General features: G+C 71.8%; 13 protein-coding genes. 7 read left to right on the top strand and 6 right to left on the bottom strand.

All coding sequences use genetic code 11. From position 1 onward, the window contains the following. Positions 1–2: 2 nt before the first annotated feature. Both PJ985_RS02170 and PJ985_RS02175 read right to left on the bottom strand, forming a co-directional pair. A complete protein-coding gene (locus tag PJ985_RS02170; protein WP_271681747.1) occupies positions 3–773 on the bottom strand; it encodes an ABC transporter ATP-binding protein in 771 nt (256 codons plus the stop codon). Further along, the gene (locus PJ985_RS02175; RefSeq protein WP_271681748.1) at positions 770–1,276 is read right to left on the bottom strand and encodes a PadR family transcriptional regulator; all 507 of its coding nucleotides are present in this window, start codon (positions 1,274–1,276) and stop codon (positions 770–772) included. Before PJ985_RS02175 ends, PJ985_RS02170 begins: the two co-directional genes overlap by 4 nt. Positions 1,277–1,447: 171 nt before the next feature. Here PJ985_RS02175 and PJ985_RS02180 point away from each other — a divergent pair, with 171 nt between their 5' ends. The 5 genes from PJ985_RS02180 (at position 1,448) to PJ985_RS02200 (ending at position 8,441) form a co-directional block, all read left to right on the top strand. Next, positions 1,448–2,725 (top strand): ABC transporter substrate-binding protein, encoded by a 1,278-nt coding sequence (locus PJ985_RS02180; protein WP_271681749.1) that lies wholly within the window; start codon positions 1,448–1,450, stop codon positions 2,723–2,725. A 260-nt stretch (positions 2,726–2,985) separates the two neighbouring features. Further along, the gene (locus tag PJ985_RS02185; RefSeq protein ID WP_271681750.1) at positions 2,986–4,740 is read left to right on the top strand and encodes a glycoside hydrolase family 13 protein; all 1,755 of its coding nucleotides are present in this window, start codon (positions 2,986–2,988) and stop codon (positions 4,738–4,740) included. A gap of 17 nt (positions 4,741–4,757) precedes the next feature. Beyond that, a complete protein-coding gene (locus PJ985_RS02190) occupies positions 4,758–6,080 on the top strand; it encodes an ABC transporter substrate-binding protein (RefSeq protein WP_271681751.1) in 1,323 nt (440 codons plus the stop codon). Between the two features lie 16 nt (positions 6,081–6,096). Continuing rightward, positions 6,097–7,500: an ABC transporter permease gene (locus tag PJ985_RS02195; protein ID WP_271681752.1), complete on the top strand. Its 1,404-nt coding sequence runs from the start codon at positions 6,097–6,099 to the stop codon at positions 7,498–7,500. A gap of 113 nt (positions 7,501–7,613) precedes the next feature. Next, positions 7,614–8,441 (top strand): carbohydrate ABC transporter permease, encoded by an 828-nt coding sequence (locus tag PJ985_RS02200; RefSeq protein ID WP_271681753.1) that lies wholly within the window; start codon positions 7,614–7,616, stop codon positions 8,439–8,441. 42 nt (positions 8,442–8,483) lie between these two features. Here the strand turns inward: PJ985_RS02200 and PJ985_RS02205 are convergent, their stop codons facing one another. The 3 genes from PJ985_RS02205 to PJ985_RS02215 all read right to left on the bottom strand — a co-directional run bounded on the left by PJ985_RS02205 (position 8,484) and on the right by PJ985_RS02215 (position 11,383). Beyond that, positions 8,484–10,019, bottom strand: coding sequence for an ATP-dependent DNA ligase (locus tag PJ985_RS02205; RefSeq protein WP_271681754.1), 1,536 nt, complete (start codon positions 10,017–10,019; stop codon positions 8,484–8,486). 129 nt (positions 10,020–10,148) lie between these two features. Further along, entirely contained in the window at positions 10,149–10,523 is a 375-nt protein-coding gene (locus PJ985_RS02210; RefSeq protein ID WP_271681755.1) for an SH3 domain-containing protein, read from the bottom strand. A gap of 206 nt (positions 10,524–10,729) precedes the next feature. Continuing rightward, complete coding sequence (locus tag PJ985_RS02215) at positions 10,730–11,383, bottom strand: ScbR family autoregulator-binding transcription factor (protein WP_271681756.1); 654 nt, start codon at positions 11,381–11,383, stop codon at positions 10,730–10,732. Between the two features lie 102 nt (positions 11,384–11,485). Here PJ985_RS02215 and PJ985_RS02220 point away from each other — a divergent pair, with 102 nt between their 5' ends. Next, on the top strand, positions 11,486–12,433 hold the full coding sequence (locus PJ985_RS02220; protein ID WP_271681757.1) for a ScbA/BarX family gamma-butyrolactone biosynthesis protein: 948 nt from the start codon (positions 11,486–11,488) through the stop codon (positions 12,431–12,433). Positions 12,434–12,773: 340 nt separating this feature from the next. After that, a complete protein-coding gene (locus PJ985_RS02225) occupies positions 12,774–13,463 on the top strand; it encodes an HAD family hydrolase (RefSeq protein WP_271681758.1) in 690 nt (229 codons plus the stop codon). Positions 13,464–13,475: 12 nt separating this feature from the next. Here the strand turns inward: PJ985_RS02225 and PJ985_RS02230 are convergent, their stop codons facing one another. Continuing rightward, complete coding sequence (locus PJ985_RS02230; RefSeq protein WP_271681759.1) at positions 13,476–14,054, bottom strand: HhH-GPD-type base excision DNA repair protein; 579 nt, start codon at positions 14,052–14,054, stop codon at positions 13,476–13,478. Between the last annotated feature and the right edge of the window lie 63 nt (positions 14,055–14,117).

Raw genomic sequence — 14,117 nt, forward strand, 5'->3', positions numbered from 1 at the left:
GGTCAGTCCCTCAACTTGAGCACGTCGGCCACGCCGCCCTGCCGCGCGCCCGGCCCGTCGCCCAGCGGGGCGTCGTCGACGATGCGGCCGTCGTAGAAGCTGATCACCCGGTCGGCGGCGCTGGCCATCCGGGCATCGTGGGTGACCATCACGATGGTCTGGCCGCGCTGGTGGAAGCGGGACAGCAGCCGCAGCACCTCCCGGGTGCCCTTGCTGTCCAGGCTCCCGGCGGGCTCGTCGGCCAGCAGCAGGCTCGGGTGGTTGACCAGGGCACGGGCCAGCGCGACCCGCTGCTGCTCACCGCCGGACAGTTCGCCGGGGACTGCGCGTTCCTTGCCCTGCAGCCCCAGTTCGGCCAGCAGCTCCTCGCGGGCGGCACGGGCCTGCCGGGTGCCGCTGCCGGCGAGCAGGGCGGGCAGCTCGACGTTGTCCGCGACGGTCAGGTTGGAGACCAGGTTGAAGAACTGGAAGACGATCCCGATGTTGCGGCGGCGCAGTTCCGCCCAGCGCGCCTCGCTGAAGGAGTCCACCCGGCGGCCGCCCAGCCGGATGCTGCCGCGGTCCGGCCGGTCGAGACCGCCGAGCAGGTGCAGCAGGGTGGACTTCCCCGCGCCCGAGGGGCCGGTGATGGCGACGAACTCGCCGCGCTCCACGCGCAGATCCACACCACGGACCGCGGGGGCCTCGGCTCCCTCCGCGCGGTGCGTCTTCACCAGGCCCTCGGCCAGGACTATGGGGGCCGCCGGTGCTGCGGGCGGGTCCTCACGGGTCATTCCAACTCCTCCTGGCAGCGCTCCAGCCAGTCCAGGTCCGCCTGCAGGTGCAGCATGGCGCCCTCGATCAGCAGGTGCGCGACCCGGTTGTCCCGGTCCTCGGCCGCGGCCAGCTTCGACAGGTTCCGCATGGTGTTGAGATAGTGCCGGCGCTGCTTGTTGATCAGGGCGATCTGGTCGGCGACCCCGGTCCTGGGGGCCAGGGCGAGCTTCATGAAGAACTCGTCCCGCACCCGGGGCTCATCGGTCGACTCCTCGTACCAGGCCGCCACCGCTTCCCGGCCGGCCTCGGTGAGCCGGTAGGTGCGCTTGTTCGGACGGCTGGACTGGGTGACGTCCTCGCCCTCGATGAGACCGGACTTCTCCAGCCTCCCCAGGGTGACGTAGATCTGCCCGATGTTCGGCTGAGGGTACGCCGCGCCCAGGAGCTTCTCAAGGTCTTGTTTCAGCTCATAACCGTGCGCGGGAGCGCGGGCGAGCAGTGCCAGGAGCGTAAGGCGCACGCCCGCTCCCCTCTGCTTCGTGGTACCTGCGTGTCAGGTACCGGCTGGCCCCCTGCGGACCGGTCGGCCCCTCACCTTGCCCCGATGCCTAGTATCCCGTATGCCCAACGGGTATACAGGGTTCGGGATGGCGGGCGCCGTGGGCCGTCATCGGTGCACAGGGAGGAACCTATGCGGTGGGCGCGAGCCACGGGTAGGGGCCTTCTCGTCCTGGTGGTGCTGCTGACCGGCTTCAGCGCCGGTCAGGCCGGAGCCGGCGGGCCGGCGGGCAGCCCGACCGGGCGTGGCCCGATCACCCTGGTGACGGGCGGGGACCTGACCGACTACCTGCACCGCGTGCTCGACGACTGGAACGAGCTGCGGCCCGGGGAGCGGGTGACGCTGGTCGAGCTGCCGGAGGCGGCCGACGAGGTGCGCGCGCAGATGGTCGCGAGCCTGCGGTCCGGGGAGGACCGCTTCGACGTGCTCAACATCGATGTGGCCTGGAACTCGGAGTTCGCCGCGGCGGGATGGATCGCCCCGCTCGACGCCGACCGCTTCCCCCTGGACCGCTTCCTCCCACCGGTGGTGGACACCGCGACCTTCGGCGGCCGGCTGCACGCGGTGCCCTATGTGACCAACGCCGGTCTGCTCTACTACCGCGCGGACATCCTGCGCGAGGCCGGCGAGGAGCCGCCGCGCACCTGGGACGAGCTTGCCCGGCTGGCCCGGGACGTCGCGCCGGCGCACGGCCTCGACGGGTACGCGGGCCAGTTGCTGCCGTACGAGGGGCTGGTGATCAACGCCGCGGAGGCGATGCACTCGGCCGGGGGCCGGGTGCTGGCGGACGAGGGCGCCGAGGTCACGGTGGACTCGGCCGCGGCCCGCGCCGGGCTGGAGTTCCTGGTGCAGGGGGTACGGGAGGGCTGGATCCCGCAGGAGGCGCTGACCTACAAGGAGGAGGAGTCGCGCCGGGCCTTCCAGGACGGCCGGCTGCTCTTCCTGCGGAACTGGCCCTACGTGTACGCGTTGGCCAACGGGCCGGATTCGCCGGTCGCGGGCCGCGTCGGCGCGGTGCAGCTCCCCGGGCCGGACGGGCCGGGTGCCAGCGTTCTCGGCGGGTCGAACCTCGCCGTGAACGTCAACTCCCGGCACCGGGCCACGGCCCTCGACCTGATCGCGCACCTGACCGGCGAACCGGTCCAGCGGCAGGTCCTCACCGAGGGGGCGCTGCCGCCGGTGTGGGCGGCGCTCTATTCCGACCCGGAGCTGGTGCGCCGCTTCCCGTATCTGCCGACGCTGCGGGAGAGCCTGCTGGCGGCCGAGCCGCGGCCGAAGAGCCCTCGGTACGACCAGGTGAGCCTGGCGATGCAAGCCGTGCTGCAGGACGCGCTCGCCCTGCGTGAGGCGCCCGACGAGGCCCTGGCCCGGCTGGCCCGGGAGCTCGCGGACATCGCCGACCGCGGCTGACGGGACGGCCGCCCGGCCGCGGCTGCCGCCCCGCCCGGGGGCCGAAGCTGTCCGGGTTCGCATGCTGAGCCCTCCAGTACTTACGTGTTAGGTACAGCGGGAGCCTGGACATTCCTCCGCAAGCTCGGGCAAAGCCCTGTTACCGCGCAGTTATGTCACCACCGAAGTGTTGACACGTCTCCGACATGCTTACTTAACATGAATGCATAGCAGCGAGGGTGAACCTCGCCGCGTGTCGGACGAGTCAGAACGGTGACCCCATGTCCACACCCATGTCCACCGAGCCGGCCACCCGGTCGGCCGTCGGTCCCGGCCCTGCTTCCGGCCCCGCCGCCGGTACCACCCATGGCACCGCGCCCGAGGCGTCCGCGCCGCACTGGTGGCGGGACGCGGTGATCTACCAGGTGTACATCCGCAGCTTCCTGGACAGCACCGGCAACGGCATCGGCGACCTCGCCGGAGTCCGGGCCGGACTGCCCTACCTCAAGAAGCTGGGCGTCGACGGCATCTGGCTCAGCCCTTTCTACCCCTCCCCGCAGGCCGACCACGGCTACGACGTCGCCGACTACTGCGGCGTGGACCCCGTGTACGGCAACCTCGCCGAATTCGACCGGCTGGTGGCCGACACGCACCGGCTGGGCATGAAGCTCCTGATCGACATCGTCCCCAACCACTGCTCCCGTGAGCACCCCTGGTTCCGCAGCGCTCTCGCCGACGGGCGCGGAGCCCCCAGCCGCCGCCTCTTCCACTTCGCGGACGGCCGCGGCGAGCACGGCGAACTGCCGCCCAACAACTGGCGCGCGATGTTCGGCGGCCCCGCGTGGACCCGCACCACCGACCCGGACGGCACCCCCGGCCAGTGGTACCTCCACCTGTTCACCCCCGAGCAGCCCGACCTCAACTGGCGTGAGCCCGCCGTCGCCGCCTCCTTCGACGAGGTGCTGCGCTGCTGGCTGAACCGTGGCGTCGACGGTTTCCGCATCGACGTGGCCGCCGGCCTGTACAAGCACCCCGACCTCCCCGACTCCCCCGACCCGGCGGCCGACGAGCGGGCCCGGGACTCCGTCAACCCGCTCGCCTGGAACCAGCCCGAGGTGCACCAGGTGTGGCGTGACTGGCGGGCCGTCTGCGAGGAGTACACCGCCCGCGACGGCCAGGAGCGGCTCCTGGTCGGTGAGGTGTCCGTGCCCACCGCCCGCGAACACGCCCAGTACGTCCGCCCCGACGAACTGCACCAGGCGTTCTTCTTCGACCTGCTCAGCGCCGACTGGGACGCCGGAGACTTCCGCCGGGTCATCTCCGAGGCGCTGACCGACATCGCGGGCACCGGCTCCACCGTCACCTGGGTGCTCAACAACCACGATCAGGTGCGGAGCGTCACCCGGTACGCCGGCGAGCCCGGCGGGGAATCCGGCACCCTGGGCCCGGCCCGGGCCCGCGCCGCCGCCCTGCTGATGCTCGCCCTGCCCGGCGCCGCCTACCTCTACCAGGGTGAGGAGCTCGGCCTGCCCGAGGTCGTCGACCTGCCCGACGAGGTGCTCACCGACCCGATCTTCCACCGCACCGGCAGCCGCAGCCGGGTGCGCGACGGATGCCGGGTGCCGCTGCCCTGGTCCGGCCACGCCTCCCCGTTCGGCTTCACCTCCGGGGAGCCGTCGGCCCGGCCGTGGCTGCCGCAGCCCGAGTGGTTCGCGCTGCACGCCACCGACCGGGCACTGTCCGACACCCGCTCGTTCTGGCACCTCTACCGTGACGGCCTGCAACTGCGCCGGAGCCTCCCGCAGCTCGGCGACGGCCCGCTCCGCTGGCTGGAGTCGCCCCCCGAGGTGCTCGCCTTCGCCCGCGGGGACGGCCTTGTCTGCGCCGTCAACTTCGGCACCGCCCCGGTCCCCGCGCCGGTTCCCGGAACCCCCCTGTTGACCAGCGGCGACTGCCCCGCCGGGATCCTCCCCGGTGCCACCGCCGCCTGGTGGACCAGCGACCTGTCCGCTCACCCCGTGGAAAACCCCCTGTAATCCCTGAAAGGGACCTCATGATGAGACGAACCGCCACCACCGGAGCCCTGGTGCTCGCCCTCGCTCTGACCGCCACCGCCTGCGGTGACAACGGCAGCTCGGGTGACTCCGCCGACAAGGAGCTCTCCGGACAGTCCGTCACCGTCGCCGGCGTGTGGACCGGCGTGGAGCAGAAGAACTTCCAGAAGATCCTGGACGCCTTCACCGAGGAAACGGGGGCCGAGACCAGCTTTCTGTCCACCGGCGACAATGTCTCCACCGTCATTGGGAGCCGGATCGAAGGCGGCAACGCACCCGACGTCGTGCTCGTACCGCAGGTCGGGGTCCTCGAGCAGTTCGCCGAGAGCGACTGGCTCGAGCCTCTGTCGAACCAGGTGGAAAAGGCGGCGGCCATGCACTTCGCGCCGGTCTGGCAGGATTACGGCACCATCGGCAACACGTTGTACGGCCTCTACTTCAAGGCCTCCCACAAGTCGACCGTGTGGTACAGCCCGGACGCCTTCGATCAGGCCGGTGTGGCACCACCGGAGACCTACGACGAGATGATCGACACCGGTCACGTTCTTGCCGAGTCCGGGATCCCCGCCTTCTCCGTCGCCGGTGAGGCCGGCTGGCCGCTCACCGACTGGTTCGAGAACATCTACCTGTCCCAGGCCGGCCCCGAGAACTACGACAAGCTGGCCGTTCACGACATCCCCTGGACCGACGAGACCGTCGTCGAGGCGCTCACCACGCTCGGCGAGCTGTTCGGCGACGACAAGCTGGTCTCCGGCGGCGGCGAGGAAGCCCTGCGCACCGACTTCCCGAAGTCCGTGGAGAACGTCTTCGGCGACAACCCCAGGGCCGCCATGGTCTACGAGGGTGACTTCGTGGCCGGCCTGATCTCCGACCAGCTGGGCAAGACCGTCGGCGAGGACGCCGAGTTCTTCCCCTTCCCCCCGGTCGACGGCGGTGACGCCCCGGTGGTCGGCGGCGGTGACGCGGCGGTGGTCCTGAAGGCAGGCAAGAACACCGAGGCGGGCATGGCGCTCGTCGAGTTCCTCGCCACCCCGGAGGCAGCCGCGCTCTGGGCCGAGGAGGGCGGCTTCCTCTCGCCCAACCAGAGCCTGGACCTCGACGCCTACGCCGACGACATCACCCGCCAGATGGCCGACTCGCTGGTCGGCGCCGGTGACACCGTGCGCTTCGACATGTCCGACCAGGCCCCCGCCGCCTTCGGCGGAACCGCGGGCGCCGGTCAGTGGAAGCTGCTGCAGGACTTCCTGCGCGACCCCTCCGACCCCGAGGCCATCGCCGCCGAGCTGGAGGACGCGGCGGCCAAGGCATTCGGCACGAGCTGACGGCGAGCCACTCTCCATGTCTGTCACGACTGCCGGACCCCGCCCGGTGCCGCCCGTCCCCCCGGGCGGCGCCGGGCCGGCCCCCGGCCCCCGCGATCCACGACGCCGGGCCCTCCGCAGGCGCCGGCTCATTGCCCTGGTCTTCGTCCTGCCCACCCTGCTGCTGCTCGGTGCGCTGGTCGTCTACCCCATCTTCTACTCGGTCGGCCGCAGCCTCTTCGACGCCTCCGGCGACCGCTTCGTCGGTGTCGGGAACTACACCGAGATGTTCCGCGACCCGGCCACCCTCAAGGCCATCCGGAACAGCACCATCTGGGTCGTCATCGCCCCCGCCCTGCTCACCGGACTCGGCCTCATCCTCGCCGTGCTCACCGAGAAGATCCGCTGGGCCACCGCCTTCAAGCTGCTGATGTTCATGCCGATGGCGATCTCGTTCCTCGCCGCCGGCATCATCTTCCGCGTCGCCTACGAGCAGGACCCGGACCGCGGCATCCTCAACGCCGCGGTGGTCGGTATCCACGACGTCTTCACCGAGAGCTCCCCCTACCCGGGAGCCTGGGCCCGTGAGGACGCGGCGGACGGGGCCGGCCCCGGCATCGAGGAGCAGCCGGACGGCTCCTTCGCGACCACCGGCACCGTCGGCCACGGCGACACCGTGACCCTGCCCGTCCTGGGCATCCCGCCGGGTGACCTTCCCGGGACGGCCGAGCCCGCGCTCCCCGCCGCCCAGGAGCAGGCCGCCGCGGACGAGCTGCGCGGCATCGTCTTTCTCGACTTCAGCCCCGGCGGCGGCGGAGAAGCCGGCCGGATCGACGAGGGCGAGAGCGGACTGCCCCGGATGACCGTCCAGGCGCTGCAGGACGGGACGGTCGTCGCGACGGCCACCACCGGGCCCGACGGTTCCTTCACCTTCGACGGGCTGCCGCCCGGCCAGTACACCGTGCAGCTTCCCGCCGAGAACTTCGCCGAGTCCTGGAACGGCGTCTCCTGGCTCGGGCCCGCCCTGATCACCCCGGCCGTCATCGGCGCCTACCTGTGGATCTGGACCGGCTTCGCCATGGTGCTCATCGGCGCCGGCCTCTCCTCGCTCCCCCGGGACACCCTGGAAGCCGCCCGGATGGACGGCGCGAACGAGTGGCAGGTCTTCCGCAGCATCACCGTGCCGCTGCTCGGGCCGGTGCTGACCGTCGTCTTCGTGACGCTCGTCATCAACGTGATGAAAGTGTTCGACCTCGTCTACATCATCGCCCCCGGGCCGGTGCAACAGGACGCCAACGTCCTCGCCCTGCAGATGTGGCTGGTCTCCTTCGGCGGCGGCAACAACCAGGGACTGGGCAGCGCCCTCGGGGTCCTGCTCCTGCTCCTGGTGCTTCCCGCCATGGTCTTCAACATCCGACGCTTCCGCAGGAGCCAGTCATGACCTCCCACGGCACCATCGAACGGGAACCGGTCAACCCACTTCCTCCGGCCGCCGGCACACGACCCGCTCCTCCCCCCGGGCCCCGACCCCGCCGGCGGCCGGTCTCCTGGCTCATGTCCTTCCTGCGCCGGGGGATCGTCCAGGCCCTCCTGGCGATGATCGCCCTGGTGTGGATCACCCCGGCCCTCGGGCTGTTCGTCTCCTCGCTCCGCTCGGAGCAGGAGAACTCCAGCTCCGGCTGGTGGACCGCCCTCACCCGGCCCGGCCAGCTGTCCATCGACAACTACACGGCTCTCCTGCAGAACTCCGGGATCACCCAGGCGTTCTGGAACACCGTGCTGATCTCCGTGCCGACCACCGTCTCGGTCGTGGTGATCGCCGCGCTGGCCGGCTACGCCTTCGCCTGGCTGGAATTCCCCGGCCGGGACTGGATCTTCCTGGTGGTGGTGGGGCTGCTGGTGGTCCCGATCCAGATCGGCCTGCTGCCGGTGGCCAAGCTCTTCGGCAGCCTCGGCCTGTTCGGGACCATCCCCGGCGTCGTGCTGTTCCACGTCGCCTACGGGCTGCCGTTCGCCGTCTTCCTGCTCCGCAACTACTTCGCGGAGATCCCCAAGGAGATGCTGGAAGCCGCCCGGATGGACGGCGGCGGCGAATGGCGGATCTTCACCCGGGTGGTGCTGCCGCTGGGACGCCCGGCGCTGGCCAGCCTCGGCATCTTCCAGTTCCTGTGGGTGTGGAACGACATGCTGGTCGCGCTGATCTTCGCGGACGTCGGCTCCCAGCCCCTCACCGTGGCGCTGCAGTCCGAGATGCGGCAGTTCGGCACCAACATCGAGATCCTGGCCCCCGGCGCCTTCCTCTCGCTGATCGTGCCGGTCGCGGTCTTCTTCGCCTTCCAGAAGCACTTCGTGCAGGGGGTGATGGCCGGATCGGTGAAGTGAGCCCGGACGGCAGCGGAACCGGCAGCCGGAACGGCGGCGCGCTCAGCGGTGCAGCGCCAGCACGGCGTCCACCGTGTCCGCCTCGGCCGCGGTCTTGTCCTCCCGGTACCGGAGGACCCGCGCGAAGCGCAGCGTCACCCCGGCCGGATAGCGGGAGGACCGCTGCACCCCGTCCAGCGCCACCTCCACGACCAGCTCCGGACGGACCGTCACCAGCCACCCGTCGTCCTGGACGGCGAGCTGCTGGAGGCGGTCCGTCTGCCATGCCAGCAGAGTGTCGGTCAGCCCCTTGAACGTCTTGCCGAGCATGACGAAGCCGCCGTCCGGCAGGCGGGCCCCCAGGTGCAGATTGGACAGCGTGCCGGTGCGTCGGCCGTGACCCCACTCGGCTCCCAGCACCACCAGGTCCAGGGTGTGCACCGGTTTCACCTTCAGCCAGGACGCCCCGCGCCGCCCCGCACGATAGGGGGCGTCCAGCGCCTTGACCAGCACCCCCTCGTGGCCCCGGGCCAGCACCTGCTCGGTGAACTCGTGCGCGGCCCGGCGCGCGCCGTCCTCCGCCGGGTCAACGATCTCCAGCCGGCGCACCCGCCGCGGCGCGGGCGTGATCCGGGCCAGCTCGGCGTGCCGCTCCCGCGTGGGCAGCTCCAGCAGGTCGCGGCCGTCCACGGTGAGCAGGTCGAAGAAGACCGGGGAGAGCGGCAGTGACGCCCGCGCGCCGGTGACGTCCAGCCGCGAGCCGACCCGGCCCGAGGTCTCCTGGAACGGGCGCGGCCGGCCGTCCTCGTCCAGCGCCAGCACCTCCCCGTCGAGCACGAACCGCTCCGCGGCCAGCTCGCGGGCCGCCGCCACCACCTCCGGCAGCCGGTCGGTGATCTCGTCCAGCGTGCGGGTGTGGACAGCGACCCGGTCGCCGTCCCGGTGCACCTGCACCCGGATGCCGTCCAGCTTCTCCTCCAGCACACAGGGCGCGAGCCGGTCCATCGCCTCGTCCACATCGCGGGCGGTCTGCGCGAGCATCGGCTGCACCGGACGCCCCACCTCCAGCCGGAAACCGTCCAGCGCCTGCGGGCCACGGGCCAGCAGCGCCTGCGCGACCGCACCCAGCGAGCCGCCCAGCATCACCGCCCGCCGCACCTCCCCCGGGTCCGCCTCCACCGCCGCCGCCAGACCCTCCACGGCGAGGGCGTCCAGCGCCCCCTGCCGCAGCTCCCCGGTGAGCAGCCCGTGCAGGAAGTGCTGCTCCCGCTCCGTGGCGGCGCTGAGCAGCTCCTGCAGCAGCCGGCCGCGCTCGGCGGCCGCCCCCTTGCCCGCCACGGTGGCGATCCGGCCCAGGGCGGCGTGCACCGCGAGCACCGTGAGCCGCGGCTGCTCCGCAGGCGCAGGCCGGTGGGCCAGCGCTTTCGGACCCACTCCGGTCCGGCGCTGCGGCAGCCGCCCGGCCAGGTAGGTGGTCACCACGGGGGCTTCCTCGGCGTCCGTGAGGCGGAACAGCCGGGCGAGCGCCGCGACCTTCCCGGACCGGGACGAGGTGGCGGTGACCTCCGTCGAGGTCCGGGCGAGATCGGCCAGCAGCATGTCTCCATGGTCCCCCGGCTCCCGGCCGGACGCAGCCCGGACAGCCGCGCGGGACCCATGGAAAAGGCCCGGCTGCCCGCGCCGGTCAGGGGCGCGGGCAGCCGGGACCACATGGTCAGCGGTGCTGCATCAGCACCAGCGCACGTGGTTCAGGTTCTTCACGTAGCGGGCAGCGACCCAGCCCTGACGGTCGCTCAGGCGGTACCAGATGTTGTTTCCGGCGACGTTCTGGCCCTTGACCTTGCACTTCAGGTTGACCACGGCGCCGCGGGGCAGACCGCCGATGACCTTGGAGTGCGTGGTCGCCTTGGCACGGATGTTGACTCCGATGCGGGAGACGACCTTGCCCTTGGCGTAGTGGTGGTGGGGGTGCGCGACCTCCGCGGCCGGCGCGGAGGCAGGCATCCCGCGGTGCTCGGCGGCGACAGCGGGGGAGGCACCCAGGAGACCGAGGGCCAGCGCGCCCGCGGTCACAGCGACAGTGGTCTTGATGTTCTTCAGCACGAGGTGTTTCTCTCCTTGTGGAACGGAAGGAAGCGACCCGGACAGGCGCCGCATCGACTCCTCCACCGTCAGCCGTGCGCGGGACCGGCGCCAGCTGGCGTGCCACCTCCTCACCCGGTCAGTTCATCATCACAACCCGCTCAGCCCAACGGTGCGTCCGTCCGGGGGTCTTGCCGGAAGGCGGGGCCGCCCCCGGCCCGGGGCCCTCACGGCTGCCCGGCTGCCCGCCCGGCGGGCAGCTGCTGCCCGCGGACGCGCTGCACGACGCACGCTCCGTCGAAGCGCCCCTGCAGGCCGGGGAGCATCATCAGCCACAGCTGGGCGAGGTGATCCTCGATCAGCCGGCGTTCGTCCAGCGCGTCCGAGACGGTGTGCACGCCGAAGAAGGCACAGACGATGACGGTGGCGGCCTGTTCGGGCACCACGTGCGCGGCCAGGTCGCCCTCCGTCCGGGCCTGGCACAGCAAGGTGCTCAAGGTGCGGATCCACCCTTCGAACGGGCGGGGCAGAGGCTCACCGATGGCGGCCCGCTCTGCCCATAAGCGGGACCCGGCCCGGACGATGACGTCGTCCCGGAAGGCGCGGGCGACCTCGAAGCTCAGGGCCACCACCGACTCCAGGGCCGGAGCTCCGGCGGACCCGTAGCGCGCGATCAGCGGGGGCCAGGTGGCGAGCTGCTCCTGGATGATGCTGCGCGCCAGGTGCTCCTTGCTCGTGTAGTGGAAATAGATCGCTCCGCTGGTGAGGCCGGACCGGCGGCTGATGTCCGTGATGCTCGTCCCGGCGTAACCCCGCTCGGCGAAGAGCTCCGCCGCGGCATTCAGCAGGAGACGCCGGGTGATTTCGGCGCGGTGCTGCACGCTGTTCCTTCCTGCCCATTCCACCGTTTTCCCGGGGGAGTTGAATCGGCGACCACGTTCGGGCGACCACTTTCGGGCACAGCGAAAAGATGCGCAAGTGTGATGATCGACGTCTCATGGAACGGTATGGACATCCTGCGGAGTTCCTCCGTTCTGCGGCCGGCCGCCGGGCGGGTGAGCTGGTCCCGCACGGTCCCCCGCGAGCTGGTGCACCGTACGGCCGTGGCCGAGGTCCTCCTGACCGATGCCCGGCCTCGCGGGCCGGGCCGGTTCGAGGTGGCCGCCCAGTGGGCCCGCGCGCACCGCACCTTCGGCCTCGGGCCGGGCGACCGGCATCATCTGCTGATCGCCGTGGAGACGCTGCGGCAGATCGGCATCTACCTGCCGTTGCGGTACTACGCGCTCGCCCCCGACACCCGCTTCGCCCTCAGGGAGCTGATCTTCGCGCTGGCGCCTTCCGGGGCGCCCGTCGCCCGGCTCAACGCCACCGAGGTGCTGGTCGACGTGCGAGTCCGGCTTGAGGACCCCCGGGCCCCCGGCTCCCCGCCCCGGGGGATGAGGCTCGAAGCCGGCTTCCGGGCCGGGCCGGAACTGTTCGCCCGGGCGCGCGGCACGGCGCGCTTCCTCAGCCCCGCGCGGTTCGCCGCCCTCCACACCCCGGTGCCGGCGGACCCCGCGGTGCCGTGGGCGGACACCCGTCACCTCCGGCCGGAGGAGGCCGGCGTCCCCACGGCCGGTGACGTCCTGCTGTCCGCCTCGGCGGGCGGCGCCCTGCGGGTGGATCCGGCGGACGGCCGGCACACCTTCTTCCACGACCATCCCAGTGACCATGTGCCGGGGATGGTGCTCCTGGAAGCCGCCCGCCAGGCCTGTGTGCTGCGCAGCGCCGGCCGGCTGCGGCATCCGGCCGGCTGCCGGCTCCAGGCCGTCCGGTTCACCGCGAAGGAGGCGCCGGCCTGGATCGAGGTGGCCCCGGCCGGCCGGTCGAGTCGATTCCGGGTGCAGCAGTGCGGCGAGGTGACCGCCACCGGAGAACTCCGCTTTTTCTGACGCCGCGGGATTCCGCCACGGGTCCTTCCCGGAACGTGCTCGGAAGGATATGCGAGAAAGAGCCGGACGAGCCCGCACCAGGCGTCAATACGCGTCCTTCCGCGACGGGGTAATTCACTCGATCGAGTGTAACTTGCTGCATTTGGTGAGCCACCCTGCGTAACATAACGATCGTTATGTCCTTTCGGGTGCCGATCCCACCGTCCGCTCCTCCCGCTCCGGTGAGGCAGGCGAACGCGTGACCCGAGCCGCCGGATGCGGCCGAGAAGCTACGGCTCCCGTGGACGGACGCGCGCCTGGGCTGCGGAAACGTTCCCCTCGCGCTACTGAAAGGAGCAGCATGCGACGAACTCCCCCGCTTGCCTGGGCACTCGGCGCGATCGTCTTCGACTGCGACGGCACGCTTCTTGACTCCGAACGACACTGGGAGGAGGCGCGTGAGCGCGTGATGCGCGCCCATGGAGCCGCCAGTGACCCCGCCTTCGCCCGTGCCGTCAAGGGGCTCCACTACGACGAGTGCGGGCGGCGCATGGCCCTCGCCCTCGGCCGCCCGGCCCTCGCCGGCCATCTCACCGGTCAACTCCTCGACGTCTTCCGGGAGCTCACCGCCGGCACACCCACGGTGCTGCCCGGCGCCCGTGAGCTGGTGGAGCGGCTGTCCGGGTCGCTGCCGCTGGCAGTGGCGAGCAACTGCCCGCGCGACATCGTCGTGACGGGCCTGACGCAGGCCGGGCTGCTGCGCTGGTTCGATCACATCGTCGTTCCCGAGGGGAGCGACCGCCCCAAGCCGCGCCCCGACGTCTACTTGGAGGCCGCCCGGCGCTGCGGGGTGCCACCCGGCCAGACCCTGGCCGTCGAGGACTCGGTGTGCGGCATGCTCGCGGCGGCCCGGGCCGGTCTTCGCGTCCTGGCGGTGGGGCCGGGGCTGCGCGACAACGACGGCGACCTGGTGGACCTCTGGGTGGAGTCCCTGGCGGACACCGATCTGCTGGCGTGGGCCGGCGGTGTGGAGCGGCCGGTCGCCTGCTGACGGCTCCTCCCCTCACTGCTGCTTGGCGGCCCGCTTGGCTTCCTGCTTGTAGGCGCGGACCCGGGTCAGTGACTCGGGTCCGGTGATGTCGGCGACCGACCGGAAGGAGCCCTCCTCGCCATAGGGGCCCGCTGCGGCGCGCCAGCCCTCCGGGGTGACGCCGAGCTGCTTGCCCAGCAGCGCCAGGAAGATCTGCGCCTTCTGCTTGCCGAAGCCGGGGAGGGCGTTCAGCCGGGCGAGGAGGTCCTTGCCGTCGGCGGCATCCCGCCAGACCGCTGCCGCGTCACCGTCGTACGTTTCGACCAGGTGCCGGCACAGCTGCTGCACCCGCTTCGCCATGGCCCCGGGGTAGCGGTGCACGGCGGGCTTGGCCGTCAGCAGCGCGGCGAACGCCTCCGGCTCGTAGCGGGCGATCTCGTGGGCGTCCAGATCATCGGTCCCCAGCCGCTGCGCGAGGGTGTACGGGCCGGTGAAGGCCCACTCCATGGGCACCTGCTGGTCCAGGAGCATGCCGACGAGGGCTGCCAACGGGCTGCGGCCGAGCAGCTCGTCCGCCTCCGGGTGCTGGGCGATTCGCACGGTGCGGTTCATGTCCCCATGGTCCCCTCCTCCCGGCCCGGACGCACGGGGACCGGAAGTCGCCCGGGACGGGGC

It is taken from the genome of Streptomyces sp. ACA25 (genome assembly GCF_028200735.1).
Lineage (GTDB): Bacteria > Actinomycetota > Actinomycetes > Streptomycetales > Streptomycetaceae > Streptomyces.

Excerpts from the sequence above, each read along its gene's own strand:
- PJ985_RS02170 (WP_271681747.1), bottom strand. The coding sequence starts at position 773 with ATGACCCGTGAGGACCCGCCCGCAGCACCGGCGGCCCCCATAGTCCTG.
- PJ985_RS02185 (WP_271681750.1), top strand. The coding sequence starts at position 2,986 with ATGTCCACACCCATGTCCACCGAGCCGGCCACCCGGTCGGCCGTCGGT.
- PJ985_RS02180 (WP_271681749.1), top strand. The coding sequence starts at position 1,448 with ATGCGGTGGGCGCGAGCCACGGGTAGGGGCCTTCTCGTCCTGGTGGTG.
- PJ985_RS02200 (WP_271681753.1), top strand. The coding sequence starts at position 7,614 with ATGTCCTTCCTGCGCCGGGGGATCGTCCAGGCCCTCCTGGCGATGATC.
- PJ985_RS02190 (WP_271681751.1), top strand. The coding sequence starts at position 4,758 with ATGATGAGACGAACCGCCACCACCGGAGCCCTGGTGCTCGCCCTCGCT.
- PJ985_RS02220 (WP_271681757.1), top strand. The coding sequence starts at position 11,486 with ATGATCGACGTCTCATGGAACGGTATGGACATCCTGCGGAGTTCCTCC.
- PJ985_RS02195 (WP_271681752.1), top strand. The coding sequence starts at position 6,097 with ATGTCTGTCACGACTGCCGGACCCCGCCCGGTGCCGCCCGTCCCCCCG.
- PJ985_RS02225 (WP_271681758.1), top strand. The coding sequence starts at position 12,774 with ATGCGACGAACTCCCCCGCTTGCCTGGGCACTCGGCGCGATCGTCTTC.
- PJ985_RS02230 (WP_271681759.1), bottom strand. The coding sequence starts at position 14,054 with ATGAACCGCACCGTGCGAATCGCCCAGCACCCGGAGGCGGACGAGCTG.
- PJ985_RS02205 (WP_271681754.1), bottom strand. The coding sequence starts at position 10,019 with ATGCTGCTGGCCGATCTCGCCCGGACCTCGACGGAGGTCACCGCCACC.